We start from the raw sequence: 23,810 nt of genomic DNA on the forward strand, positions 1-23,810 counted from the left end.
ATTGAAAGGACGTGACTATGTGGACGGTGAGCATACATTTTATAATGTTTCAGAGAGACATTTGAATTTTGATATGGTATTTAACCGTATTTGTAGTTTCATTGAAAAGGATCCACGAAATTTATATCGATTATCTATTGGGACAGACTCACAAGCGCATCAAAAGGATACGAGGTTTATTACAGCGATACATATTCATCGGGTTGGAAAAGGAGCATGGGGATGTTTGCATCATAAATCAGTGAAAAATAAGCCAGCAACGTTGCGAGAGAAAATATATTTAGAAACACAGTTTAGTCAAGAAATCGCCTATCTATTTACTCCCAATCATATACAAGCAATATGGGATTTATTGCACCCATACGCTCAAGATGGAGCAGGATTCATAATGGAAATTCATTTAGATATCGGGAATGATGGTTTAACAAAAGAATTTATTTTAGATATGACGATGAAAATTCAAGCAATGGGATTAACAGCAAAAATTAAACCAGATGCTTATGCGGCATTTAGTTATGCGAACAGATATACGAAATAATGTGAAATGATGTCTATATATTCGCAGTCGTTAAGTATCCTTAACGAAAACTGAATATTACATCTACTGAACGAGCTGAAAAATTTATATAATGAGAGTGCAAGGAGAGGAGCATATGGAAAAGGAATTTGTTTTAACAAGAGAAGAAGAAAATTTATTGTTGGATATTCTGTTTCAGCAAAATTACGCGAGCGAAATTTTAGCAGTGGAGCTTACAGACATTGAGAATGGTTTAAAACAGACAGATGTGACGCAATATAAAAAAATCACAAGATTGTTTTACCGATTAAAAAATAAAGGGTATTAAGCACTACCGGAATGGTAGTCTTTTTTTTATGTTCTATGCTAAAATAGCTGTGTATCTTTATTTTTATTAGAAGAATGTTAGGACAAAATAATAATATGAAAACGCTATCATAAAATGTAAGTAGGATTGGAGAATATAAGCAAGGGAAATGGGGGATGTAACATGATTAGTATTCCGAAAGATGAGTTTCAACAAATTCTTGTGAAGGATTTAATGATTTCATCAGAAAAAGTAGCACATGTCCAAATAGGGAATGGTTTAGAACATGCTTTACTCGTTCTTGTGAAATCTGGATATTCGGCGATTCCTGTTTTAGACCCTATGTATAAATTACATGGGTTAATTAGTACTGCTATGATTTTAGATGGTATTTTAGGATTAGATCACATTGAGTTTGAAAGACTTGAGAATATGAAAGTGGAACAAGTGATGAAGGAAGAGATTCCAATTCTTATGTTAGAAGATTCTTTTGCAAAAGCTTTAGAAATGACAATTGATCATCCTTTTATTTGCGCTGTCAATGAAGAAGGTTACTTCGAGGGTATTTTAACACGCCGGGCTATTTTAAAATTATTGAATAAAAAAGTGAGACAGCATAATCGATAACGTAGGGAAAGTGACTTCACTGAAAAGGCGAAGTCACTTTTTTTCGTGCATATCAGTTGTGTATGTATTATATTTAAAAAGATATAAAGCATAAGAAAAGTTTGAACTAACAAACCGTTCTAATGTATAAAAGTATGCAATTAAATTAAGGATGAAATGCTTATTAAAATTAGGTGTATGGAAGCTAAGGAAAGAGGGAGAAAGTTGCAAATTGATGATTTTCAAATGATGGTTGTGTTAGCTCAGGAATCAAATATGAGAAAAGCGGCGGAACGTTTATTTGTTTCCCAACCTGCGCTTAGTCAACGATTACAATCTATGGAGAAACAATGGGGAATGAAATTTTTTATTCGTTCACAAAAAGGATTAACAATTACACCTGAAGGGGAAAAAGTTGCAAATTATGCAAAAGAAATGTTACAACGGGAAGAGGATATTAAAAGTGAACTGGCTCTTTTTAGAACGGAAACATACGGTACGTTAAAAATAGCTGTTGCATCAGTCATTGGGCAATATTGGCTTCCACCTGTTTTGAAAAAATTTGTGCATAAGTATCCTTCTGTGAAGATATCTCTGTTTACTGGCTGGAGTAGTGAAGTGCAAAAGCAATTTTATGAAGGAGACGTTCATGTTGCTATACTGAGAGGATCACAAGAATACAAAGGGCAGAAACAACAATTATTTGAAGATGAATTATACTTAGTTGATAAAGAAATAAAAGATATTTCGATGTTAAAAGAGACAAATAGACCATTTATTCAATTTAAAAGTGATTCGACCTACTATGGACAAATACAAAATTGGTGGTATGGATTATTTTCAAATCCACCTAAGCGAACGATTGTAGTTGACCAAATTGAAACGTGCAAACAGCTTGTTTTAAATGGAATAGGTTATGCTCTTTTACCTTCTACTGTTTTAAAAGAAGTGCAGGAAAATATGTATAAAACACCTGTTCAATTAACGAGAGAAACATGGTTATTGACGAGTGACTCGGCAAGGCAGTTGAAGCAAGTACAAGCATTTTTAGACATTATAGAAGAAATTCAAATGGAAAAATAAGATTATTGTCTTGCTACTCGCTCTATCGTTTGGTAGAGTAACATTATAAATGGATTTAGGAGGCAACAAGAATGAAAATGATGGACGCTAACGAAATTATTTCGTTTATTCAAAACAGTGAAAAGAAAACTCCTGTAAAGGTATACATAAAAGGGGATTTAAAAGAAATAACATTCCCTGAAACGGTACAAGCATTTGTAAATAAAAAATCTGGTGTATTATTCGGAGAATGGTCTGAAATTAAGACAATTCTTGATGAAAATAACAAGCACATTGTTGACTATGTAGTTGAGAACGACCGTCGTAATTCTGCAATTCCAATGCTTGATTTAAAAGGTATTAAAGCTCGTATTGAGCCAGGCGCGATTATTCGTGACCATGTAGAAATTGGTGACAACGCTGTTATCATGATGAATGCAACAATTAACATTGGTGCTGTAATTGGTGAAGGTACTATGATCGACATGAACGCAGTGCTTGGTGGACGTGCAACAGTTGGTAAAAATTGTCACGTTGGTGCAGGTGCTGTACTTGCCGGTGTTATTGAGCCACCTTCTGCAAAACCAGTTATCGTTGAAGATGATGTTGTAATTGGTGCAAATGTAGTTGTTCTAGAAGGCGTTACAGTAGGTAAAGGTGCAGTTGTAGCAGCAGGAGCTGTTGTAACAGAAGATGTGCCTCCATATACAGTTGTTGCGGGAACTCCGGCACGTGTAATTAAAGAAATTGATGAGAAGACAAAAGCAAAAACTGAAATCAAACAAGAGCTTCGTCAATTAAACCCAGAGAAATAAAAAACAAAAAGCGTAAGAGCATGAATGTGCTCTTACGCTTTTTATAGATAGAGGTGCAAAAATGACAGTAAGCAAATTTGTCCAAGTTCGTAGAGATTTACATAAAATTCCGGAAATCGGATTTAAAGAGTGGAAAACACAACAGTATATTTTAGATTATATAGGAAAGCTTCCTAACGAATATTTGGAAGTGAGAACATGGAAAACAGGTGTAATTGTTAAAGTAAATGGGGAAAATCCTGAAAAAATAATAGGTTATCGTGCAGATATAGACGGTCTACCTATTACAGAGGAAACTGGATATGAGTTCTCTTCTGTCCATGAAGGAATGATGCATGCATGTGGACATGATTTGCATGCAACAATAGGTTTAGGCATTCTAACAGCGGCTGTAAGCGAAAGAATAGATGATGATCTTGTATTTATATTCCAACCAGCTGAAGAAGGTCCAGGTGGTGCACTTCCTATGTTAGAAAGTGATGAGTTAAAAGAATGGAAGCCTAATATGATTCTTGGACTTCATATTGCGCCTGAATACTCTGTGGGAACAATTGCGACAAAAGAAGGTTTACTATTTGCGAATACATCAGAGTTATACGTTGATTTAAAAGGAAAAGGTGGACATGCTGCATATCCGCATACAGCAAATGATATGATTGTTGCAGCGAGTCATCTCGTTACACAACTTCAATCAGTTATTAGTCGTAATGTGAATCCTCTTGACAGTGCGGTAATTACAATTGGGAAAATTACAGGTGGTACAGTTCAAAACATTATCGCAGAAAAGTCTCGTTTAGAAGGAACAATTCGAACGCTATCAGTGGAATCAATGAAACGTGTTAAAAGTCGAATTGAGGCAATTGTTGCGGGAATAGAAGCTTCCTTTCAATGTGAAGCTGTTATTGACTACGGAGCGATGTATCATCAAGTGTATAACCATGAAGAGTTAACGAGAGAGTTTATGCAATTTACACGTGAACAAACGAATATGGACGTAATTACATGTACGGAGGCAATGACAGGTGAAGACTTCGGTTATATGCTTCGAGAGATACCTGGATTTATGTTTTGGCTTGGAGTAAATTCAGAATATGGTTTACATCATGCGAAATTAAAACCAGACGAAGAGGTTATTGAGAAAGCGATTGTATTTTTAAATCAATATGTGAAGTGGAAGGGAAATAGAAAGTGAACTTACTCGCCAATTGTGCAACAGTTTAGAGTGGGGATTTTTTAGTTCCGAGACGAAAACATCTTTTGTATTTGTTAGTGTTAGACACCTTCATACAAATGAGTAGAGTTAAATTTGACGTCTTAATAATGAGCAGGGGTTTTTAGCCACTGCTCATTATTAATTAGTACTAATAGGTAAGATAATTATTTAACTACCTTAGACAGGTTTACTTTTAGTATGAAAAGTGTGTAAAATCAATGTGATACATAGAAAAAAGGGTGGGGAATTACGTGCAAATTAGCAGTGCGATTTTATGTTTCGTCTTATATGCATATGTTATTATTGCGGCGGTTTATTTTGGGATAAGTTTTTACGCCTATCGTTTAGCAAATAATAGTGAATATGAAGAAACATACAAATGGGTGAAAAGATATTTGTCACCTGTACTAGAAATTATGAATGGATTTGTTCTTTTTTTATTTATTGGATTAATTGCTTTCTCAACGAGTTTAGTAGGGAATAAGACTACGTTATTTGTACTAGGTATTATTATTTTTATGCTATTAGGAATTCGGATTGGTAATACGGTGTTTTGGAACGAAAGAAAAATAGATGGTTGGACAGGGATGTTTATTCCATGTATGTTAGCTGCAATTGTGACGAATATAGAACATGAATATTATCAATTACATTTTTGGCTTATCATTGTTTTAACAATCCTCTCTGTTTTGTATATAAGTACTGTCGTGCTAACATACATCGCAAATGAAAAAGGAGATGCAAAAGGTGCGCGCTTCTTTAGAGGGCGTGCATTATTATGGAGTGTGCCGACGATGGCAGTTATAGGAATTATTGCGATATTAGTAAATGGATATCAATTTACTAATTGGCAATTGTTTTTAGAAAGTTGGTGGATCTTCATTGTTTCGCTTGTAGCTTTTTTAGGCGCAACACATTATTTATTCCATCAACATCATTACATATTGGCACTGTTATTCGCATTTACACAACTTTTATTTGCTTTTTTCGGACAAGAAACGCTATTGTTCGTTTTTGAAACATTTAGTTCATTTGGAAATATATTTGTATTTGGTATGTTAATTTTCGGTATCGCGTTTTATTTACAACAGTATTTTTATATGCAAAAACAAAAATAAGAAGTATATACAGGTTTTTGTAGCGAATTTAAAGTATGTTACAATAAAAGTACATAATACTTGATGTTATTGGAGGAATTCCTGTGGGCGAAAAAGAGAAAGAATTTGCTGTTATTGGGCTTGGCCGTTTTGGTGGAAGTATTTGCCGTGAATTAGCTCAATTAGGTATGGAAGTAATGGCAATTGACTCAGATGAGGATAAAATTAATGAGTTTGCAAATATAGCTTCGCATGCTGTAATTGCAGATTCAACAGATGAGATGGTATTAAAAAGTCTTGGTATTCGTAATTTTGATCATGTAGTCGTTGCTATTGGAGATAATTTGAATTCAAGTATTTTAACAACGTTAATTTTGAAAGAATTAGGTGTGAAAAATATTACTGTAAAAGCTCAAAATGACTATCATGAAAAAGTGTTAAGTAAAATAGGGGCAGATCATATTGTGCATCCAGAACGAGATATGGGAAAAAGGATTGCTAATAATATCGCATCAAGTAATGTGTTAGATTACCTAGAGCTTTCAGATGAGCATAGTATTGTAGAGATTATCGCAAATAAAAAAATTGATGGGCACTCTTTAATTGAATTAGATATTCGTGCGAAGTTTGGTTTGAACATTGTAGCAATTAAACGTGGGAAAGAAGTTATCGTATCTCCTCGAGCTACAGAAAACATTCAGGCGGGAGATATATTAATTGTAATTGGTCATGACGATGAAGTAGATCGTTTTAAGCATTTTTTAAGATAAGAGAAAAGGACAATGCCTCCTCGGCATTGTCCTTTTTTTATATTTCCATAATGATTGGTAAAATCATTGGACGACGTTTCGTTTTTTCGTATAGGAATGGTGCTAATGTGTCTGTGATCTCATTTTTAATTTCAGACCATTGTGTTGTTTTTCGCTCCATTACTTTTTCTAAATGTGTTGTAATTAATGTTTGAGCATCGTTGATTAAATCGCTGCTTTCACGCATATAAACGAAACCACGCGAGATGATATCAGGTCCTGCTGCAACTTTAAATTCTTTCATATCAATGCTTACAACTACAATAACGAGTCCTTCTTCAGAAAGAATGCGACGATCACGTAATACGATATTACCGATATCTCCAATACCATTTCCATCGATATAGACAGAGCCAGATGGGATTTTCCCAGCTACGCTTGCTTCATCAGAACGTAAAGCGAGAACATCCCCGTTATCCATAATGAAACAATTTTCTTCTGGAATACCACAATCATTCGCTAATTTCATATGCATACGTTGCATACGATATTCACCATGAATTGGCATGAAATATTTCGGCTTAATAAGACGTAGCATTAACTTTTGCTCTTCTTGTCCACCGTGTCCACTCGTATGAATATTTGAGAGTTTACCATGGATTACATCAGCGCCAGCGCGGTACAACATGTTAATTATACGACTTACACTAATTGTATTGCCTGGGATTGGTGAAGAAGAGAAAACAACTGTATCGCCAGGGATAATTTGAATTTGACGATGTGTACCATTGGCAATACGTGAAAGTGCTGCCATCGGCTCCCCTTGACTACCTGTACATAACATAACAACTTTATTAGCTGGTAGGCGGTTTAGCTGAGATGTGTCAATGAATGTATCCTTTGGACACCGGATATAACCAAGGTTTTGTCCGATTTCAATCGCTGCTTCCATACTTCGACCGAATACAGCTACTTTACGATTGTTTTCAACAGCAGCCTCAACAACTTGTTGTAAGCGATGGATATTCGATGCAAAGGTTGCGAATATAATACGACCGTCTACTTTGCGGAATATATCTTGAATACTATCACCAACGCGGCGCTCAGACATCGTAAAGTTTGGCACTTCACTGTTTGTACTATCAGATAAGAGACAAAGTACACCGTCTTTTCCGATTTCGGCCATTTTTGTTAAATCTGCTGGCTCGCCGACTGGTGTGAAATCAAATTTAAAGTCACCTGTATGAACGACTTGTCCTTGAGGTGTTTTCACAACAACTCCGTATGAATCCGGAATACTGTGAGTTGTACGGAAGAAGGAAACAGATGTCTTTTTAAATTTAATAACATCATCTTCTTGAATTTCATAAAGTTTTGCTTTACGAAGTAATCCGTGCTCTTCTAATTTGTTTTTTATTAGGGCAATTGCTAATTTTCCGCCGTAAATTGGAATGTTCACTTGACGTAATAGATAAGGAATTCCACCGATATGATCTTCGTGACCATGTGTAATGAATAACCCTTTAATTTTATCTTCGTTTCGCACAAAATAAGTGTAGTCTGGTATTACATAATCGATCCCGAGGAGTTCGTCTTCTGGAAATTTAATTCCAGCGTCAATTATAATAATTTCATCTTGAAATTGAACAGCATATGTATTTTTACCGATTTCACCAAGACCACCGAGGGCAAAAACGGCAGCTTGATCATTTTTTAGGAATTTCATATGACTATACGATCTCCGCTAATATTAAATCAGCGTTTTGTTTTTCATATTCAAGATGAGCACCAGTAACAGACTGAACGAACTCGATATTATATGCGAACTTTTGTAATTTTTTACGAACATCCTTTTGAGACGTAGCCTCTAAATATAAAACTTTTGTATTTTCACGTACTGGGACCTCAGTTAATTTTTCTTGATAAAATACTTTAAAAATCATTGGGAAAACCTCTCCTTGTCTATGTTTTGCATTATCTGTTACTTATTATAAAGCAAACAGTCACGATTTTCATGTTTTTTCGAATGAGAATGAAGAAAAAGCCCGAAATGGGCACAATTTAAGCGATTGTCTTCTTACGGACTAAATCGTTTAAATAACGCTTGAGCTTTTTCTTCAGCTTCTTCAGCATGATTACTCCTTCCTTTCCTTATTTTAAACATGCATATTACTAATGATAACTCCGTCTCCCATACAAGAAAGAAGATTAGAAGTGAATAGTGAATCTTGTTCTTTTTAGTATAGTGTAAGTTATCCTGTAGTAACGATTAGTAGCCGTTAGTTATAGATATAGTATGAGAAAGAATAGAAAAGAAAATTCATCCGAACAAGTATCCACATTTTTTTACTAATAGTATATGCACATTTCATAAATAAGGTCAGAAAGTGAACGCTTTCTTCACAGATGTTTAATATGTTATACTTTTTTTTGAAATTTGAAAAGTGATAATCAAAATAGGAATATAGAGTGCCAGAAAGGATTTTGAAAAATGAATGATAAAATTGTCTTTTTTGATATTGATGGAACATTATTAGATCATGATAAAAAAATTCCGCAATCTACAAGAGATGCAGTAAGAGATTTACAAGAAAAAGGTGTGCATGTAGCGATTGCGACAGGGCGTGCGCCATTTATGTTTGAAGATATTCGTGAGGAACTCAATATACATAATTATGTTAGTTTTAACGGACAGTATGTTGTATTTGAGGATGAGGTATTATTTAATAATCCATTACATCCTGATGCTCTACATAAGTTTACTCAGTTTGCAAAACAAGAAGGATATCCACTTGTATATCTTGACCATCAAGAAATGAGAGCGTCAGTGGAATATCATGATTATGTAAAAGAAGGTTTTGGAAGCTTACAATTCGAGCATCCGGCATATGAACCTGATTTTTATGAGAAACGCGATATTTATCAAACGCTTCTTTTTTGTGAAGTAAACGAAGAAGAAAAGTTTATTCATCATTATCCAGATTTTCATTTTATACGCTGGCATGCATATTCAATGGATATTATTCCTAATGGTGGTTCTAAGGCAAAAGGGATTGAGAAGTTTATTGAGAAAATAGGATTTAATCGTGAACAAGTATATGCATTTGGGGACGGATTAAATGATTTAGAAATGATTGAAGCAGTAGGAACGGGCATTGTGATGGGGAATGGTCATGAGGATTTGAAAAAACTTGCTAATTATGTGACAAAAGATGTTAATGAAGACGGTATTTATCAAGGATTAAAGTGGGCGGGCTTGTTATAAGTAAGTGTGGAACCCATTTCATATAATAAAAAGGCGGAAGGTTAACTTCCGCCTTTTTACTATTATCGCTCGAGAGGTTTTGAATCATCGGGAGCCACAAATGGATTGTCTTTATTAATATGGTCATAGAACATAACACCGTTTAAATGGTCGATTTCATGTTGGAATACAATTGCTGGTAAACCTTTTAATCGCAGTTTTACGTCTTCACCGTTAATCGTTGTTGCCTTTACTGTAATTCTTGTGTAACGAGGGACATAACCAGGTACTTCACGGTCTACAGATAGACAGCCTTCACCACTTTGTAAATATGTAAGTTCAACAGAATGACTAATGATTTTTGGGTTAAATAATGCGTAGCTATATAACGTATCGTTCGTATCAGTTACATGAACCGCAATCATTTTCTTTGAAATACCGATTTGCGGAGCCGCTAATCCGATTCCGGGGCGTAAATTATATTTTTCAGCCATTTCAGGGTCCTGGCTATTTATTACAAATTCAATCATTTCTTTAAGAGTATTTGTATCTTCCTCACTAGCAGGTAAGGAGACCTCTTTTGCGACGTCGCGCAAAAGAGGATTTCCTTCACGAATTACCTCATTCATTGTAAGCATATGTAATCTCTCCTTTCTTCTTTAGTCTACCAAAGGAGATAAAAAAAGTCATCGGCAAGTAAGGAAGAACTACTTGGAAACAAATCTTCTATAGATAAGTTATGTAATAAAAGAAAAGACGGCAAAGCCGTCTGTTTCTTTCCATAGTTGTTTCATTTTACATTAATTAGCGAATGCAAGCAGCGCCAACGATAATTAAAAGGATAAACAACACAACGATTAAGGCGAAGCCGCGTCCAGATTCGCCACAAGAACCGCCATAACCGTAGGAAGGATATGAACAAGTTGTTGGATAGCAATATGAGTATCCGTACATGAGATGACCTCCTTTATCATTTCCCGCTAATACTGCGGTTACTATAATGTATGGAGGAATGATTAGAAATGTATAGGTATTTACCTATAAAAGGAAGAAGTGTTTGTATAATTTTATTGAGAAGAGAGAAAAACTAAAGAGAATTAAATCGTTTACATATTATTCTAAGAGAAAAAATAAGTTAAAAAGGGAATAATATAACAGTAGGTTATTGCTTACTAATACAGATGTGAAAAATAAAAACATGTTTGTGTAGAGGAAACCTGCATATTATTTATAAAAAAACGTATTCAAAGTAATTGACATCGTAATTAGAATAGTTGTAAACTAAAAAACGTGATCAAGATTGTATTAATATGTTTTTGAAAAAACATTAGTACAGATTGTTAGGTACACAAAATTATTCTCAACCGACAGACAAACTTGTTGGTTTACATTGTTGCGCTTTCAGTCTAGCTAATAGATAGTGAAAGCGTTTCAGAATATGGTTCAAGAGAGGAAGAGGTGAACGGAATGGGTACTAAAACAAAAAACACCCTATTTAATGTTGATGAGCAAATGAAAGCTATCGCAGCTCAATTTGAAACATTACAAATTTTAAATGAAAAAGGCGAAGTTGTGAATGAAGCAGCTATGCCTGAATTATCAGACGATCAATTAAAAGAGTTAATGCGCCGTATGGTGTATACTCGCGTACTAGATCAACGTTCTATTTCTTTAAACCGTCAAGGACGTTTAGGTTTCTACGCACCAACTGCTGGACAAGAGGCTTCTCAATTAGCAAGTCATTTCGCACTTGAAGCAGAAGATTTCATCTTACCAGGATATCGTGATGTTCCACAATTAGTGTGGCACGGCCTACCATTATATCAAGCATTCTTATTCTCTCGTGGACATTTCATGGGTAACCAAATGCCTGAGAATGTAAATGCACTTGCTCCACAAATCATTATCGGTGCGCAAATCATCCAAACTGCTGGTGTTGCGTTAGGTATGAAACTACGTGGTAAAAAATCTGTTGCAATTACTTACACTGGTGACGGTGGTGCTTCACAAGGTGACTTCTACGAAGGTATGAACTTTGCGGGTGCATTCAAAGCTCCAGCAATCTTCGTTGTACAAAATAACCGTTATGCAATCTCTACTCCAGTAGAAAAGCAATCTGCAGCTAAAACTGTAGCACAAAAAGCAGTAGCAGCAGGTATTTACGGAATTCAAGTAGACGGTATGGATCCATTAGCTGTATACGCAGCAACTGCATTCGCTCGTGAGCGCGCAGTAAACGGTGAAGGCCCTACTTTAATTGAGACTTTAACATTCCGTTATGGTCCACATACAATGGCTGGTGATGACCCAACTCGTTACCGTACAAAAGATATCGAAAACGAATGGGAACAAAAAGATCCAATCGTACGCTTCCGTGCATTCTTAGAAAACAAAGGCCTATGGTCTCAAGAAGTTGAAGAGAAAGTAATCGAAGAAGCAAAAGAAGATATCAAACAAGCAATTGCTAAGGCTGACCAGGCTCCAAAACAAAAAGTTACTGATTTAATGGAAATCATGTACGAAAAAATGCCTTACAACTTAGCTGAACAATATGAAATTTACAAAGAAAAGGAGTCGAAGTAAGCCATGGCTCAAATGACAATGATTCAAGCAATCACTGATGCTTTACGCGTTGAAATGAAAAATGATCCTAACGTACTTGTGTTTGGTGAAGACGTTGGTGTAAACGGCGGAGTATTCCGTGCTACTGAAGGTTTACAAGCTGAATTCGGTGAAGATCGTGTAATGGATACTCCACTTGCAGAGTCTGGTATTGGTGGACTTGCAGTTGGACTTGCACTTGAAGGCTTCCGTCCAGTTCCAGAAATCCAATTCTTCGGTTTCATTTATGAAGTAATGGATTCAGTTTCTGGTCAATTAGCTCGTATGCGTTACCGTTCTGGTGGACGTTGGACTGCTCCAGTAACAATTCGTTCTCCATTCGGCGGTGGTGTTCATACTCCTGAACTACATGCTGATAGCTTAGAAGGATTAGTGGCTCAACAACCTGGTCTAAAAGTTGTTATTCCATCAACTCCATACGATGCAAAAGGTCTTTTAATCTCTGCGATTCGTGACAACGATCCAGTTATCTACTTAGAGCATATGAAATTGTACCGTTCATTCCGTCAAGATGTACCAGAAGGCGATTACACAATTGATTTAGGTAAAGCTGATATCAAACGTGAAGGTACAGATGTATCTGTTATCGCTTATGGTGCTATGGTTCATGCTGCATTAAAAGCTGCTGAAGAACTTGAAAAAGAAGGTATCTCTTTAGAGGTTGTTGACTTACGTACAGTTCAACCATTAGATATCGAAACAATCATCGCTTCTGTTGAAAAAACAGGTCGCGTAGTTGTAGTTCAAGAAGCTCAAAAGCAAGCTGGTATTGCAGCTAACGTTGTAGCGGAAATTAACGACCGTGCAATCTTAAACTTAGAAGCACCAGTTGTTCGTGTTGCAGCTGCTGATACAGTATTCCCATTCTCTCAAGCTGAGAGCGTATGGTTACCAAACCATAAAGATATTGTTGAAGCTGTTAATAAAGTAATGAACTTCTAATTTTTAGTTTTTCATGTGCAAAAGAAATCAGCACATGCTGGTTTCTTTTGTACATATTCCATAATAATGAAATGAATCAGGGGGCTGAATTCCGTGGCATTTGAATTTAAACTACCAGATATCGGTGAAGGTATCCACGAAGGTGAAATCGTAAAATGGTTTATTAAACCAGGCGATGAAGTAAATGAAGACGATGTACTTCTTGAAGTGCAAAATGATAAAGCAGTAGTAGAAATCCCTTCTCCTGTTAAAGGTAAAGTACTTGAAGTACTTGTAGAAGAAGGAACAGTTGCAATAGTAGGAGATACATTAATTAAATTTGATGCTCCTGGATACGAAAACCTTAAATTTAAAGGTGACGATCATGATGAAGCTCCAAAAGCTGAAGAAGTAGCAGTAGAAGCTCCAGCAGCGGAAACTACTCCAGCAGCAACTGCAGAAGTAGTAAATGAGCGTGTAATTGCTATGCCATCTGTTCGTAAATATGCTCGTGAAAAAGGTGTAGATATTCATAAAGTAGCTGGTTCTGGTAAGAACGGCCGTGTTGTGAAAACTGACATCGATGCATTTGCAAATGGTGGACAAACTGTAGCAGCAACTGAGGCTCCAGCAGCAGTAGAAGCTACTCCAGCAGCAGCGAAAGAAGAAGCACCAAAAGCACAACCAATCCCAGCTGGTGAATATCCAGAAACTCGTGAGAAAATGAGTGGTATCCGTAAAGCGATTGCGAAAGCAATGGTTAACTCTAAGCATACAGCTCCTCACGTAACATTAATGGACGAAGTAGATGTAACAGAACTTGTTGCTCACCGTAAGAAGTTCAAAGCTGTTGCAGCTGACAAAGGTATTAAATTAACTTACCTTCCATACGTTGTAAAAGCTTTAACATCTGCATTACGTGAATTCCCAATGTTGAATACTGCTTTAGACGATGCTTCTCAAGAAATCGTTCATAAACATTACTTCAACATCGGTATCGCAGCTGATACAGACAAAGGTCTATTAGTACCAGTTGTTAAAGATACAGATCGTAAATCTATCTTTACTATTTCTAACGAGATCAATGAACTTGCTGGTAAAGCACGTGACGGTCGTTTAGCTCCAACTGAAATGAAAGGTGCTTCTTGCACAATTACAAACATTGGTTCTGCAGGTGGACAATGGTTCACTCCAGTTATCAATCACCCAGAAGTAGCAATCCTTGGTATCGGCCGTATCGCTGAGAAACCAGTTGTGAAAAACGGTGAAATCGTTGCAGCTCCAGTATTAGCATTATCTCTAAGCTTTGACCATCGTTTAATTGACGGCGCAACTGCTCAAAAAGCATTAAACCAAATTAAACGTCTATTGAATGACCCACAATTATTAGTAATGGAGGCGTAATAACAATGGTAGTAGGAGATTTCCCAATTGAATTAGATACAGTCGTTGTTGGTGCAGGTCCTGGTGGATACGTTGCGGCAATTCGTGCAGCACAATTAGGTCAAAAGGTAGCGATTATTGAAAAAGCTAACCTTGGTGGCGTATGCTTAAACGTTGGATGTATTCCTTCAAAAGCGTTAATCAATGCAGGTCATCGTTATGAGAATGCAATGCATTCTGATGACATGGGTATCACTGCAGAGAACGTAAAAGTTGACTTTACAAAAGTTCAAGAATGGAAAAACGGCGTAGTTAAGAAATTAACTGGCGGTGTTGAAGGCCTTCTTAAAGGTAACAAAGTTGAAATCATTCGCGGTGAAGCTTACTTCGTAGATGCTAACACATTACGCGTAATGACTGAAGATGCAGCACAAACTTATACGTTTAAAAATGCTGTTCTTGCAACTGGTTCTACACCAATCGAAATTCCTGGATTCAAATACTCTAAACGTGTTATCAACTCTACAGGCGCTTTAAGCTTACCTGAAATTCCTAAAAAACTTGTTGTAATCGGCGGCGGTTACATCGGTATGGAATTAGGTACTGCATATGCTAACTTCGGTACAGAAGTTACTGTAGTAGAAGCTGGCGACGAAATCTTAGCTGGTTTCGAAAAAGCTATGAGTTCTGTTGTTAAACGTGCTCTACAGAAAAAAGGTAACGTAAATATCCATACAAAAGCTATGGCTAAAGGCGTTGAAGAAACAGAAACTGGCGTAAAAGTTAGCTTTGAAGTTAAAGGTGAAATCCAAACTGTAGAAGCAGATTACGTATTAGTAACTGTAGGTCGTCGTCCAAACACTCAAGAAATTGGTCTTGAGCAAGTAGGAATTAAAATGACTGACCGTGGCATCATCGAAATCGATGAGCAATGCCGTACAAATATTTCAAACATCTATGCAATCGGTGATATCGTTCCTGGACCACCATTAGCTCACAAAGCTTCTTACGAAGGTAAAGTAGCTGTTGAAGTAATTAGTGGCCATGCATCAGCAATCGATTACATCGGAATTCCTGCAGTATGCTTCACTGATCCAGAATTAGCATCTGTTGGTTACACTAAGAAACAAGCTGAAGAAGCAGGAATGACAGTAGCTGTATCTAAGTTCCCATTCGCTGCAAACGGTCGTGCGTTATCATTAAACAGCACTGACGGTTTCTTACAACTTGTAACACGTAAAGAAGATGGTCTTCTTGTAGGTGCACAAGTTGCAGGTACAGGTGCTTCTGATATTATCTCTGAGATTGGTTTAGCTATCGAAGCTGGAATGACAGCTGAAGATATCGCTCAAACAATCCATGCTCACCCAACATTAGGTGAAATCACAATGGAAGCAGCTGAAGTTGCTCTTGGAATGCCAATTCACATTGTAAAATAATTTAAGTAATGTAAATAACCCATCTCTTATTTAAAGAGATGGGTTATTTTTATTTTCATAAAATGACTTGCAAGGTCTTTATATGTACTTGTCGAATGAATATATAATACTTTAAATGAATCGTTAGAATATATGCCGTTGTATAATATGTAATTGATTCAAACTTAATCCCATATATTAATAAAATAGAGCATGTCAAAGGAGAAGGTTCCATGAAAATATTACATGTTATATTTTATCATTTTCTATTATGGAGTGGTTTTTCCGTTGTATTAATATTATCGAATGGTGATAAGTTTCATTATAAAGTAATACTCTTTTTCGTATTTCTTTATTTAGCATATGTGATTGCATGTTTTCTATTACACGTAAGGAAGCAGGCTTTATTACTTACATGTTCGAATTGTATACTCTTTTTAATTCTATTCTCTATTTTTTAAAATTAACGTTTATAGAAATACATTGTTCTTCCATTAAATAGTTGTAACTCTCCTTCTAATTTCTTCGCTAGAAAACGGCTAAATTCATTTGCTTTTCCTTTATCACCAAATGTTGCTGTAGTAGGTAAAGAAACCTGAATGAAAGATTGTTCCTTTTCTATTCCAATCCCCACATAAATAGAATCATATCGATCGTGACTTGATTGGAGTTTTAATGTTGTTGCTGATGTATCTAATATTTCATAAGGAAAAGCTGTATTTGTATAAGCATAATTAATTTGATCACCAGTCTTGGAAGTAACGGTTTTATAGTTATGAAAAAGGTGTTTTACATCTTCTATTGAAACAGATTGTTGATTAGATTTAGGTACAAGTGTGATAAAGGCGTGTTGCATACAAATTTCCCCCTAGTTTAGTAGAATAATATCATTCTACATCCTACTGAATTTTTTGACAATTAAAAGGAGTATTACTTTTTTTGTTTAATATATTATGAATAGGAAGTGTTATTTAGAAAGGTGGAAACTCATGTTTGAAAAATTGTATGATGAGCATGAAAGTGTGAAGGTACGATTTTTAGGATTTATGACGCATGATACACGTTATGATTTTGGAGTTATTTATACAAATATGTTTTTTGGAAAGCCACTTATTGTTTGTATGCAAACAGGGAGATCTACTTTGCTTGGGCGAGATGATGTAGAAAATGTTTCATATATACAAGAAACTTTTAAGTTAGGATCGGAAGAGGAGGCGGAGGAATTAGCTCAGTTTTTTAAATTTCTTGTTCCGTCTACTTCTTTGCATGCGGAGTATGAAGAATAATTAACAAGAAACAGTCGTATGTATGGAATACGGCTGTTTTTTTGTGTTAATATCGCATACTAATTTAATTTTTAAATATTTAATGTGTTATACTAAAAACCTATTGACGTAAAAAGTATAACATATTAAAATAAAGATAGAAAGTTAAGCGGTTACAAAAGTTTTTGGGATTATAAACTTAGGGGGAAATGAAAAATGGGAACAATCGTATGTCAAGATTGTGAAAGTACAATTGCACACTTCGAGGATGAGAAAGTAACGGTACTTTACGGGAAATGTGGATCTTGCGGATGTGAGCACACAGAACATACAAAAGCCCAATAATTGATAGGAAATGGACAACTAAAAGTTTTTAGGACCATAAACTTAGGGGGAAATGAAAAATGGGAACAATCGTATGCCAAGTTTGTGAAGGAACAATTGGACATTTTGAAGATGAGAAAACGACAGTACTTTATGGAAAATGTGGTTCGAATTGTGACTGTGCTAGTAGAGACAATGCGAAAGCTTAATCATATATAAGTAGATTATTCTTAAAACCCAGGGGGGAAATGAAAATGGGAACAATCGTATGCCAAGTTTGTGAAGGAACAATCGGACATTTTGAAGATGAGAAAACGACAGTACTTTATGGAAAATGTGGTTCGAATTGTGACTGTGCTAGTAGAGACAATGCGAAAGCTTAATCATATATAAGTAGATTATTCTTAAAACTCAGGGGGAAATGAAAATGGGAACAATCGTATGCCAAGTTTGTGAAGGAACAATCGGACATTTTGAAGATGAAAAATCAACAGTACTTTATGGGAAATGTGGATCTCATTGCGAATGTGACCATACAGAACATACAAAAGCTTAATGATTAAGAAAAAACGCCTACACATGTAGGCGTTTTTTTAATAGATTGTAGTTGTATGTCCGACTGTTGCAACGATTGCATCATCTCTAATAGGAATAAATCCTATTGATGTTTGTGGCGTGTTAGGAGCGGCATATTGACTCATCATACGGCTATCAATACGAGTAATAAAATCGGTTAAATAAGCTGAAATAAAAGCATAAGGAATCCTTCTTTCATTCAATGAATAAATAATTTCCTCTTTCGTTTTTACGCCTACGCCATGTCCGTAAAAAAAGAAGTTTCCTAGATAGATTGTATTTTCTCCTTGCCACTCAATCGTAGCTGGATTAACTTGTGGGTTTTTAAAGTAAACGAGGTCACCTGGAACGATATCGCCACTCGTTTTTGTTATGAGCTTTAAGTCGCGATCGTAGTCCCATGTATAAAGTAAGAGGTTTGCGAATAGACGGTTGAAAGTTTTTTCCTCATATAATGATAGTAATGCTTTGTAAAAAATGATAATCATTGCGGTGGCACATTCAGTTCCATATAGTTTTCCGTTTTTAAAAATATCTTGGATGGCAATAGAGGATGGTACGTTTGGGAGTAGTTGAAATCCGCCAAGTGATGTTCTTTCCCAAAACTGAGGGTTGCAAAAAGATTGTTGAAATGTACGAAACTGAAAGCCACTTTGAAAAAGTTCTAGCGCGGAAGTAATAATATTAACTCGTAAATTAAGATCAAAGCTGAGTTCATCGGCTGTTCGGAAGGAATGAACTTCTTGATTTCCAGCCATTATGGATAAAATCTGTTGTTTTTCAGCTGCAAATGGCTCATATTCATTTGTGATATAAGGGTGTACAATAGAACGGCCTATCACAATCATAATGGTATCCCCACCTATACGTTACAGATTTCGCGATACGGGAAATCCCATATTGGACTTTAGTCCGCCTTTAAGCATAGGATGAAAGTATCGCTTTTTCATAGAAAAACATTTATATTTTGGTATACGTTAACTATAGACAAGTACAAGTCTTTAAAACGCCAATGTGTTCCTTGAATAAAAGATATCATATGGAGTTTGATAGCCGAATTCAAGCATGATATGTGTCGTCAAGAACAGAGCGCTAAAACACCTGAACACGAATCTGTACGGTATAGTACCGTAGCTCACGAACCTATACGGTCTGTTGTGAGAGTGTGGTGATGGCACACCGCAATCTTGTACGTCAGCGATACCAGAAATGGACTTCGCCTTTCATAGCAAGAGTCCCACTGACGTTAGTCAGCTGGCCCCATTAGGGGTGGGAATGTCAAATTCTTTAGTATCGTATGAAAAAAAGAGAAAAAAGGTGAAAGAAAAGCCTATCAACTGATAGGCTTGTACTCTTTAATAACACGTAATGTTTGTAATGTCATATCTTCGGGACCTTGTACAGGTAACCCAGCTTCTAAATTTTTACGAATATACTCTAAGTTATCTTGTGTAATAATTTCCCCCGGAGTAAAGATTGGAATCCCTGGCGGATAAACCATAACAAAATCAGCTATAATACGACCTGCTGCGTTTTCAAATGGAATGACTTCTGTTTCTGAATAAAAAGCATCTCTAGGAGAAAGTGCTAGCACAGGTATTTCTGGTATTTCTACTTGTACCTGAACACCTTTATCTGCTCTATTTCTGTATGTTGCTGCTAAATCTTGTAATGCTGTAATAAGTGTATCTGTTTCACTTTCTGTATCTCCAAATGTGATAAGACAAAGTATGTTATATAAATCAGAGAGTTCTACTTCAATGTTGTAATGCTCTCTAAGCCATACTTCAGCCTGATGGCCTGTAATACCTAAATCTTTTACAGATACAATTATCTTTGTAGGATCATAGTTAAAAGTAGCATCTGTACCTAGCATCTCTTTTCCAGGACAATAAAGATGCTCAATAACATTTATAGCATCACGAACATGTTCAGCTAATTGTATTGTTTGTTCTATGAGAGCTGTTCCTTCTGTAGCAAGACGTTTTCTGGCAACATCAAGAGATGCTAACAAAATGTAAGAAGTTGATGTAGTTGTAAGCATGCTAATAATGGATCGAACATGTTTTACGTTAACAAGACCCTCTTTTACATTAAGAATAGAGCTTTGGGTTAAAGACCCTCCTAATTTGTGAACACTTGTTGCTGCCATATCTGCACCTGCTTGCATAGCTGACATCGGCAGTTCATCATGAAAATGGATATGAACACCGTGAGCTTCATCAACAAGTACAGGAATATCGTAAGAATGAGCTAATTCTACAATCTGCTCTAAATCTGCAGCAAATCCAAAATATGTTGGATTTATAACAAGTAAGCCTTTCGCATCTGAGTGCTCTTCAAGAGCTTTTTTGACAGATTGAATTGTGATCCCATGTGAAATACCGAGCTTCGGATCAATCTCAGGATGCATGAAAATTGGTTTTGCACCTGAGAAAATAATAGCTGACATTACTGATTTATGCACATTCCGTGGCACGAGGATTTTATCCCCAGGACCGCACACGCTCATCACCATTGTCATAATTGCACCACTTGTACCTTGAATAGAAAAGAACGTATGATCTGCACCGAAAGCAGCGGCTGCTAAATCCTGTGCTTCTTTAATCATACCTTTTGGATGATGTAAATCATCGAGCGGCGCAATATTAATTAAATCAATTGCTAATGCATTATGCCCAATAAATTCGCGAAATGTAGGATCCATGCCCTGTCCTTTTTTATGACCAGGAATATGGAATTGAACTGGATTTCGCTTACTGTGCTCAACTAAAGTGGTAAACAATGGTGTTTCGTATTGGGACAATCTATACACCCCTTCTTCTTCGTAATATTTATTAGAGTTTGTTTTATATGATTTCATCTCATTCTAAAAGGAAATTAAGATGACAAACTTTTAGAACTTGACTTGTTTTTCTGCCATTCGCAAGCGTCTTTTTGGGGATGGTAGTCTCACTTTATTCTCTATAAAACAAAAGCATTATATCACCAATAATTATAGATGTATAGAAAAATCTCATTTTCAAGGTGAGTATGTTTAATAGTTATATTTTAAATAATACAAAAAGGAAGACAATTCCATTGAAATGGATAAATGGTGTATAATGCAGAGTGGCTATAGTGAAGAATAAAAGGTTCTCTTAAAGGTAGCATAATGGAAAAAGAAAGAATACTGAATGAGGTGCAAAAATGGAATATCAATATCCACTTGATTACGATTGGTCAAATGAAGAAATGGTAGCAGTTGTAAAGTTTTATGAAGCGATTGAAAAGGTATATGAAAAAGGAGTTTTGAGAGAAGATTTGATGGAATTATATCGTCGTTTTAAAGAGATTGTGCCATCGAAGGCAGCGGAGAAAACAATTGATAAAGAATTTCAAGAAGTAAGTGGATATTCTATATATCGTACGATTCAAAGAGCAAAAGAAGTAGCGGAAAAAAAGATTGTTAAAATGTAAAAATATTTTGAAAAATAAAATACAAAGTGCTATAATGTGATAACAACTAAAAACGGACAATATAAATTGTCCGTTTTCTACTATCGATTTATCGATTAGAAATCGCATATAAAGGAAGGAGTGATTGCATCGTAGATTCAATCTTAGCAAGGAATTGTTCGTTGGTCATTGCTGAAAACTCCTCTGGTGATATATGAATACCGACTAATAATTCTGCTTTTTTCACAGTAGCTAAACGTTCAATCATCTTTTGTAAGTCTTCCGTTTCAAGCGTTTTATGTAATTTTACACCTGGTTTAGTATGGTCAATGGACCAAACGAAGTCATTTGGAATATTTGTTTTTAAATCATTTAAATGTTCTAAGAAGGCGTGAGCCGTCTCCACTTTTTGTGGACACTCATAGATTAAACCAAAGTATATGAAGGCATGAGTACCCCATAAACCAATTTGGAAGTGTGGTAACATTTTATATCCACGTTTATTTGTTGAAAAAGCAACCCAAGTATCGTTTGGTGGATTGACTTTGCGGCGTGCATGTTTTGCTACATGGTAGAAAAAGTTTTCATCGGTTTGTTGTGATAAATAGTCTGCAAACTGTTCCCCTAAAGCTTCTAACTTAGGATGAATATTCGTTTTAATTGCGCTCATTCGTTCTTCAAGACCATCAACAGTAAAGACTTCAAAATCAGTTGATGTGAATGTTTGTAGTGTCATGATTGTTCCTCCAACTCCTATTTTGTTTTAATTTTAGCATAGCTTGTACTATTCATAAAAAAAACAGCACAAAAAAATTTAAGTAAAAAAATATAATTGTGTTGCATAGATGATTTATCCAACATAGTATAGTATAAAACAAAAAATCAGAAAATTGAATCAATTCTAGTCCGAGGGCAGACGAATATTGGGAGGAGGCAAAAAAATGAGACAGGTGATTAATGCGTTAAAGAGAACAGATGCTGAAAAGAGAATTCCGGTGCTACGTTTGGAGCTAGATTATGAATTAGCAACTTTATATGATGCGATGATGGATAACGACAAACAGAAAAAAGAAGATTGCGTACAAAAATTAGAAGTGTTAAGACTTGAAATGATCCGTTTAGAAGCGTAATAATAGTATATGTATAAATAATTAGTTGGTGCGAACCTTATAAAGGGTTCGTTTTTTCTGTGAACAGTATAGATCGGAGTGTTTAAACATGCAAGAAGTATGGAAAGACATCGATACACACGCGAAACAGTGGATTCGAGAAGCCGGAGAACATTTAATGGCATCACTGAAAAAAACACTTATTATAGAAACAAAGTCAAATGCAGCTGATCTAGTAACAAACATGGACCGAGAAACGGAGCAGTTTTTAATTGGGAAAATTAAAGAAACATTCCCGGCTCATAATATTTTAGGAGAAGAAGGCTACGGAGATGAGATTACCTCTTCTAATGGGGTTGTTTGGTTAATTGATCCAATTGACGGCACGATGAACTTTGTTCATCAAAAAAGGAATTTCGCAATCTCAATCGGGATTTATGAGAACGGTATCGGAAAGATTGGTCTTATTTATGATCCAGTTCATGACGAACTATATCATGCGGTAAAGGGGGAAGGGGCTTTTTGCAATGATTTAGCTATTCCCATGTTGGAAAAAGGAACGGTAGAGCATGGAATTATAGCTTTGAATGCGATATGGCTTACTGATAATCCATTGCTTAATATGGAAAAAATGATGATGCTCGTTAAGAAGGCGAGAGGTACGAGGTCATATGGTTGTGCAGCGTTAGAAATGGTATATGTTGCAACGGGAAGATTAGATGCATATGTAACACCACGCTTATCGCCATGGGACTTTGGCGGGGGACAGATTATTGTAGAAGAAGTTGGCGGTAAAGTGACAACGTTCTCGGGAACGCCTCTTTCTATTGTAGACAAAAGCAGTGTGTTAGTTGCAAAACCAGGAGTATACGAAGAATTATTACCATTTGTATCGCAATAATAAAAAAAAGTAAGAGGCATAAAGAAGCTTCTTACTTTTTAATGTTATTGCGATTTACGCATTTTTCTTTTTGTTACAAAACCGTATCCGACTGTAACAAATGTGCCGATAATGCAAATAATAATGCCGATGGGACTATTTTCAGCAATCATAATTCCGATACCAATTAAGAAGATAACACCGATAATTGCTGTTAATAAAAAGCGATATTGAATGTGTTCCATTTCTTCACCCTCCAATCTC

31 protein-coding genes are annotated in these 23,810 nt (G+C 35.8%); 22 read left to right on the forward strand and 9 right to left on the reverse strand.

From position 1 onward, the window contains the following. Nucleotides 1-19: 19 nt before the first annotated feature. From MKX77_RS05005 to MKX77_RS05040, 8 genes are all read left to right on the forward strand, one after another. Nucleotides 20-538, forward strand: coding sequence for a ribonuclease H-like YkuK family protein (locus MKX77_RS05005; RefSeq protein WP_002033829.1), 519 nt, complete (start codon nt 20-22; stop codon nt 536-538). 115 nt (nt 539-653) lie between these two features. Continuing rightward, nucleotides 654-845, forward strand: a complete 192-nt coding sequence (abbA, locus tag MKX77_RS05010; protein ID WP_002145987.1) for an antirepressor AbbA — start codon at nt 654-656, stop codon at nt 843-845. A 162-nt stretch (nt 846-1,007) separates the two neighbouring features. Then, nucleotides 1,008-1,451 carry a cyclic-di-AMP-binding protein CbpB gene (cbpB, locus tag MKX77_RS05015; RefSeq protein WP_215554027.1) on the forward strand — a complete coding sequence of 148 codons (444 nt, stop codon included), beginning with the start codon at nt 1,008-1,010 and terminating at the stop codon, nt 1,449-1,451. A 177-nt stretch (nt 1,452-1,628) separates the two neighbouring features. Next, a complete protein-coding gene (locus tag MKX77_RS05020; protein WP_215554026.1) occupies nt 1,629-2,513 on the forward strand; it encodes a LysR family transcriptional regulator in 885 nt (294 codons plus the stop codon). 71 nt (nt 2,514-2,584) lie between these two features. Next, nucleotides 2,585-3,307, forward strand: coding sequence for a 2,3,4,5-tetrahydropyridine-2,6-dicarboxylate N-acetyltransferase (gene dapD / locus MKX77_RS05025; RefSeq protein ID WP_002145990.1), 723 nt, complete (start codon nt 2,585-2,587; stop codon nt 3,305-3,307). 61 nt (nt 3,308-3,368) lie between these two features. After that, nucleotides 3,369-4,499 (forward strand): N-acetyldiaminopimelate deacetylase, encoded by a 1,131-nt coding sequence (locus MKX77_RS05030; protein ID WP_341305972.1) that lies wholly within the window; start codon nt 3,369-3,371, stop codon nt 4,497-4,499. Nucleotides 4,500-4,771: 272 nt separating this feature from the next. Beyond that, a complete protein-coding gene (locus MKX77_RS05035) occupies nt 4,772-5,638 on the forward strand; it encodes a cytochrome C oxidase assembly protein (protein ID WP_341305973.1) in 867 nt (288 codons plus the stop codon). 83 nt (nt 5,639-5,721) lie between these two features. Further along, on the forward strand, nt 5,722-6,387 hold the full coding sequence (locus MKX77_RS05040; protein WP_000504032.1) for a potassium channel family protein: 666 nt from the start codon (nt 5,722-5,724) through the stop codon (nt 6,385-6,387). A 37-nt stretch (nt 6,388-6,424) separates the two neighbouring features. Here MKX77_RS05040 and rnjA read toward each other — a convergent pair whose 3' ends face one another. Both rnjA and MKX77_RS05050 read right to left on the reverse strand, forming a co-directional pair. After that, nucleotides 6,425-8,092, reverse strand: a complete 1,668-nt coding sequence (gene rnjA / locus MKX77_RS05045; protein ID WP_060749587.1) for a ribonuclease J1 — start codon at nt 8,090-8,092, stop codon at nt 6,425-6,427. Between the two features lie 4 nt (nt 8,093-8,096). Continuing rightward, the gene (locus tag MKX77_RS05050; RefSeq protein WP_000576437.1) at nt 8,097-8,309 is read right to left on the reverse strand and encodes a DNA-dependent RNA polymerase subunit epsilon; all 213 of its coding nucleotides are present in this window, start codon (nt 8,307-8,309) and stop codon (nt 8,097-8,099) included. 548 nt (nt 8,310-8,857) lie between these two features. On the opposite strand from MKX77_RS05050, the gene MKX77_RS05055 reads away from it, so the two are divergent. Beyond that, nucleotides 8,858-9,631, forward strand: a complete 774-nt coding sequence (locus tag MKX77_RS05055) for a Cof-type HAD-IIB family hydrolase (protein ID WP_341305974.1) — start codon at nt 8,858-8,860, stop codon at nt 9,629-9,631. Between the two features lie 62 nt (nt 9,632-9,693). On the opposite strand, the gene def is transcribed toward MKX77_RS05055, so the two are convergent. Beyond that, the gene (gene def, locus MKX77_RS05060; protein ID WP_341305975.1) at nt 9,694-10,248 is read right to left on the reverse strand and encodes a peptide deformylase; all 555 of its coding nucleotides are present in this window, start codon (nt 10,246-10,248) and stop codon (nt 9,694-9,696) included. 166 nt (nt 10,249-10,414) lie between these two features. Next, nucleotides 10,415-10,564: a YjcZ family sporulation protein gene (locus MKX77_RS05065; RefSeq protein WP_002160675.1), complete on the reverse strand. Its 150-nt coding sequence runs from the start codon at nt 10,562-10,564 to the stop codon at nt 10,415-10,417. Nucleotides 10,565-11,077: 513 nt separating this feature from the next. Here MKX77_RS05065 and pdhA point away from each other — a divergent pair. The 5 genes from pdhA to MKX77_RS05090 all read left to right on the forward strand — a co-directional run bounded on the left by pdhA (nt 11,078) and on the right by MKX77_RS05090 (nt 16,415). Further along, nucleotides 11,078-12,193, forward strand: coding sequence for a pyruvate dehydrogenase E1 component subunit alpha (pdhA, locus tag MKX77_RS05070; RefSeq protein ID WP_002160676.1), 1,116 nt, complete (start codon nt 11,078-11,080; stop codon nt 12,191-12,193). Nucleotides 12,194-12,196: 3 nt separating this feature from the next. Then, entirely contained in the window at nt 12,197-13,174 is a 978-nt protein-coding gene (gene pdhB, locus MKX77_RS05075) for a pyruvate dehydrogenase complex E1 component subunit beta (RefSeq protein WP_000068162.1), read from the forward strand. Between the two features lie 93 nt (nt 13,175-13,267). Then, the gene (gene pdhC, locus MKX77_RS05080; RefSeq protein ID WP_078181369.1) at nt 13,268-14,557 is read left to right on the forward strand and encodes a pyruvate dehydrogenase complex dihydrolipoyllysine-residue acetyltransferase; all 1,290 of its coding nucleotides are present in this window, start codon (nt 13,268-13,270) and stop codon (nt 14,555-14,557) included. A gap of 5 nt (nt 14,558-14,562) precedes the next feature. Further along, the gene (lpdA, locus tag MKX77_RS05085; RefSeq protein ID WP_002145997.1) at nt 14,563-15,975 is read left to right on the forward strand and encodes a dihydrolipoyl dehydrogenase; all 1,413 of its coding nucleotides are present in this window, start codon (nt 14,563-14,565) and stop codon (nt 15,973-15,975) included. Nucleotides 15,976-16,187: 212 nt separating this feature from the next. After that, nucleotides 16,188-16,415, forward strand: a complete 228-nt coding sequence (locus tag MKX77_RS05090; RefSeq protein ID WP_341305976.1) for a hypothetical protein — start codon at nt 16,188-16,190, stop codon at nt 16,413-16,415. A gap of 2 nt (nt 16,416-16,417) precedes the next feature. On the opposite strand, the gene MKX77_RS05095 is transcribed toward MKX77_RS05090, so the two are convergent. Next, a complete protein-coding gene (locus MKX77_RS05095) occupies nt 16,418-16,810 on the reverse strand; it encodes a DUF1885 family protein (protein ID WP_002014853.1) in 393 nt (130 codons plus the stop codon). A gap of 133 nt (nt 16,811-16,943) precedes the next feature. On the opposite strand from MKX77_RS05095, the gene MKX77_RS05100 reads away from it, so the two are divergent. The 5 genes from MKX77_RS05100 (at nt 16,944) to MKX77_RS05120 (ending at nt 18,099) form a co-directional block, all read left to right on the forward strand. Next, the gene (locus tag MKX77_RS05100) at nt 16,944-17,240 is read left to right on the forward strand and encodes a DUF3055 domain-containing protein (protein WP_215554020.1); all 297 of its coding nucleotides are present in this window, start codon (nt 16,944-16,946) and stop codon (nt 17,238-17,240) included. Nucleotides 17,241-17,435: 195 nt separating this feature from the next. After that, nucleotides 17,436-17,564 carry a GapA-binding peptide SR1P gene (locus MKX77_RS05105; protein WP_341305977.1) on the forward strand — a complete coding sequence of 43 codons (129 nt, stop codon included), beginning with the start codon at nt 17,436-17,438 and terminating at the stop codon, nt 17,562-17,564. Nucleotides 17,565-17,623: 59 nt separating this feature from the next. After that, nucleotides 17,624-17,752: a GapA-binding peptide SR1P gene (locus MKX77_RS05110; RefSeq protein WP_002033839.1), complete on the forward strand. Its 129-nt coding sequence runs from the start codon at nt 17,624-17,626 to the stop codon at nt 17,750-17,752. 45 nt (nt 17,753-17,797) lie between these two features. Continuing rightward, nucleotides 17,798-17,926, forward strand: a complete 129-nt coding sequence (locus tag MKX77_RS05115; protein WP_002033839.1) for a GapA-binding peptide SR1P — start codon at nt 17,798-17,800, stop codon at nt 17,924-17,926. 44 nt (nt 17,927-17,970) lie between these two features. Then, nucleotides 17,971-18,099, forward strand: coding sequence for a GapA-binding peptide SR1P (locus MKX77_RS05120; RefSeq protein ID WP_002111497.1), 129 nt, complete (start codon nt 17,971-17,973; stop codon nt 18,097-18,099). Between the two features lie 37 nt (nt 18,100-18,136). Here the strand turns inward: MKX77_RS05120 and MKX77_RS05125 are convergent, their stop codons facing one another. Continuing rightward, nucleotides 18,137-18,967, reverse strand: a complete 831-nt coding sequence (locus tag MKX77_RS05125; RefSeq protein WP_002111495.1) for a protein-glutamine gamma-glutamyltransferase — start codon at nt 18,965-18,967, stop codon at nt 18,137-18,139. 485 nt (nt 18,968-19,452) lie between these two features. Further along, nucleotides 19,453-20,925: an arginine decarboxylase gene (speA, locus tag MKX77_RS05130; protein WP_002146002.1), complete on the reverse strand. Its 1,473-nt coding sequence runs from the start codon at nt 20,923-20,925 to the stop codon at nt 19,453-19,455. 383 nt (nt 20,926-21,308) lie between these two features. Here speA and MKX77_RS05135 point away from each other — a divergent pair, with 383 nt between their 5' ends. After that, nucleotides 21,309-21,578 (forward strand): UPF0223 family protein, encoded by a 270-nt coding sequence (locus tag MKX77_RS05135; protein ID WP_002146003.1) that lies wholly within the window; start codon nt 21,309-21,311, stop codon nt 21,576-21,578. A gap of 88 nt (nt 21,579-21,666) precedes the next feature. Here MKX77_RS05135 and MKX77_RS05140 read toward each other — a convergent pair whose 3' ends face one another. Next, a complete protein-coding gene (locus MKX77_RS05140) occupies nt 21,667-22,293 on the reverse strand; it encodes a YktB family protein (protein WP_215554018.1) in 627 nt (208 codons plus the stop codon). 205 nt (nt 22,294-22,498) lie between these two features. Here MKX77_RS05140 and MKX77_RS05145 point away from each other — a divergent pair, with 205 nt between their 5' ends. Then, a complete protein-coding gene (locus MKX77_RS05145; RefSeq protein ID WP_215554017.1) occupies nt 22,499-22,687 on the forward strand; it encodes a hypothetical protein in 189 nt (62 codons plus the stop codon). Nucleotides 22,688-22,775: 88 nt separating this feature from the next. Continuing rightward, nucleotides 22,776-23,567, forward strand: coding sequence for an inositol monophosphatase family protein (locus tag MKX77_RS05150; RefSeq protein WP_215554016.1), 792 nt, complete (start codon nt 22,776-22,778; stop codon nt 23,565-23,567). 44 nt (nt 23,568-23,611) lie between these two features. On the opposite strand, the gene MKX77_RS05155 is transcribed toward MKX77_RS05150, so the two are convergent. Next, nucleotides 23,612-23,791 carry a DUF5325 family protein gene (locus MKX77_RS05155; RefSeq protein WP_000400127.1) on the reverse strand — a complete coding sequence of 60 codons (180 nt, stop codon included), beginning with the start codon at nt 23,789-23,791 and terminating at the stop codon, nt 23,612-23,614. Nucleotides 23,792-23,810 lie beyond the last annotated feature (19 nt).

Source organism: Bacillus sp. FSL R9-9410, from assembly GCF_038050385.1.
Taxonomy (GTDB): domain Bacteria; phylum Bacillota; class Bacilli; order Bacillales; family Bacillaceae_G; genus Bacillus_A; species Bacillus_A cereus_U.

Coding starts and splice junctions, on each gene's coding strand:
- MKX77_RS05090 (WP_341305976.1), top strand. CDS start 16,188: ATGAAAATATTACATGTTATATTTTATCATTTTCTATTATGGAGTGGT.
- MKX77_RS05020 (WP_215554026.1), top strand. CDS start 1,629: ATGGAAGCTAAGGAAAGAGGGAGAAAGTTGCAAATTGATGATTTTCAA.
- pdhA (WP_002160676.1), top strand. CDS start 11,078: ATGGGTACTAAAACAAAAAACACCCTATTTAATGTTGATGAGCAAATG.
- MKX77_RS05095 (WP_002014853.1), bottom strand. CDS start 16,810: ATGCAACACGCCTTTATCACACTTGTACCTAAATCTAATCAACAATCT.
- MKX77_RS05050 (WP_000576437.1), bottom strand. CDS start 8,309: ATGATTTTTAAAGTATTTTATCAAGAAAAATTAACTGAGGTCCCAGTA.
- MKX77_RS05115 (WP_002033839.1), top strand. CDS start 17,798: ATGGGAACAATCGTATGCCAAGTTTGTGAAGGAACAATCGGACATTTT.
- dapD (WP_002145990.1), top strand. CDS start 2,585: ATGAAAATGATGGACGCTAACGAAATTATTTCGTTTATTCAAAACAGT.
- cbpB (WP_215554027.1), top strand. CDS start 1,008: ATGATTAGTATTCCGAAAGATGAGTTTCAACAAATTCTTGTGAAGGAT.
- MKX77_RS05100 (WP_215554020.1), top strand. CDS start 16,944: ATGTTTGAAAAATTGTATGATGAGCATGAAAGTGTGAAGGTACGATTT.
- MKX77_RS05055 (WP_341305974.1), top strand. CDS start 8,858: ATGAATGATAAAATTGTCTTTTTTGATATTGATGGAACATTATTAGAT.
- rnjA (WP_060749587.1), bottom strand. CDS start 8,092: ATGAAATTCCTAAAAAATGATCAAGCTGCCGTTTTTGCCCTCGGTGGT.
- MKX77_RS05125 (WP_002111495.1), bottom strand. CDS start 18,967: ATGATTGTGATAGGCCGTTCTATTGTACACCCTTATATCACAAATGAA.
- MKX77_RS05135 (WP_002146003.1), top strand. CDS start 21,309: ATGGAATATCAATATCCACTTGATTACGATTGGTCAAATGAAGAAATG.
- MKX77_RS05105 (WP_341305977.1), top strand. CDS start 17,436: ATGGGAACAATCGTATGTCAAGATTGTGAAAGTACAATTGCACACTTC.
- MKX77_RS05030 (WP_341305972.1), top strand. CDS start 3,369: ATGACAGTAAGCAAATTTGTCCAAGTTCGTAGAGATTTACATAAAATT.
- MKX77_RS05120 (WP_002111497.1), top strand. CDS start 17,971: ATGGGAACAATCGTATGCCAAGTTTGTGAAGGAACAATCGGACATTTT.
- MKX77_RS05145 (WP_215554017.1), top strand. CDS start 22,499: ATGAGACAGGTGATTAATGCGTTAAAGAGAACAGATGCTGAAAAGAGA.
- MKX77_RS05065 (WP_002160675.1), bottom strand. CDS start 10,564: ATGTACGGATACTCATATTGCTATCCAACAACTTGTTCATATCCTTCC.
- abbA (WP_002145987.1), top strand. CDS start 654: ATGGAAAAGGAATTTGTTTTAACAAGAGAAGAAGAAAATTTATTGTTG.
- MKX77_RS05110 (WP_002033839.1), top strand. CDS start 17,624: ATGGGAACAATCGTATGCCAAGTTTGTGAAGGAACAATTGGACATTTT.
- MKX77_RS05155 (WP_000400127.1), bottom strand. CDS start 23,791: ATGGAACACATTCAATATCGCTTTTTATTAACAGCAATTATCGGTGTT.
- def (WP_341305975.1), bottom strand. CDS start 10,248: ATGCTTACAATGAATGAGGTAATTCGTGAAGGAAATCCTCTTTTGCGC.
- MKX77_RS05140 (WP_215554018.1), bottom strand. CDS start 22,293: ATGACACTACAAACATTCACATCAACTGATTTTGAAGTCTTTACTGTT.
- pdhB (WP_000068162.1), top strand. CDS start 12,197: ATGGCTCAAATGACAATGATTCAAGCAATCACTGATGCTTTACGCGTT.
- MKX77_RS05150 (WP_215554016.1), top strand. CDS start 22,776: ATGCAAGAAGTATGGAAAGACATCGATACACACGCGAAACAGTGGATT.
- lpdA (WP_002145997.1), top strand. CDS start 14,563: ATGGTAGTAGGAGATTTCCCAATTGAATTAGATACAGTCGTTGTTGGT.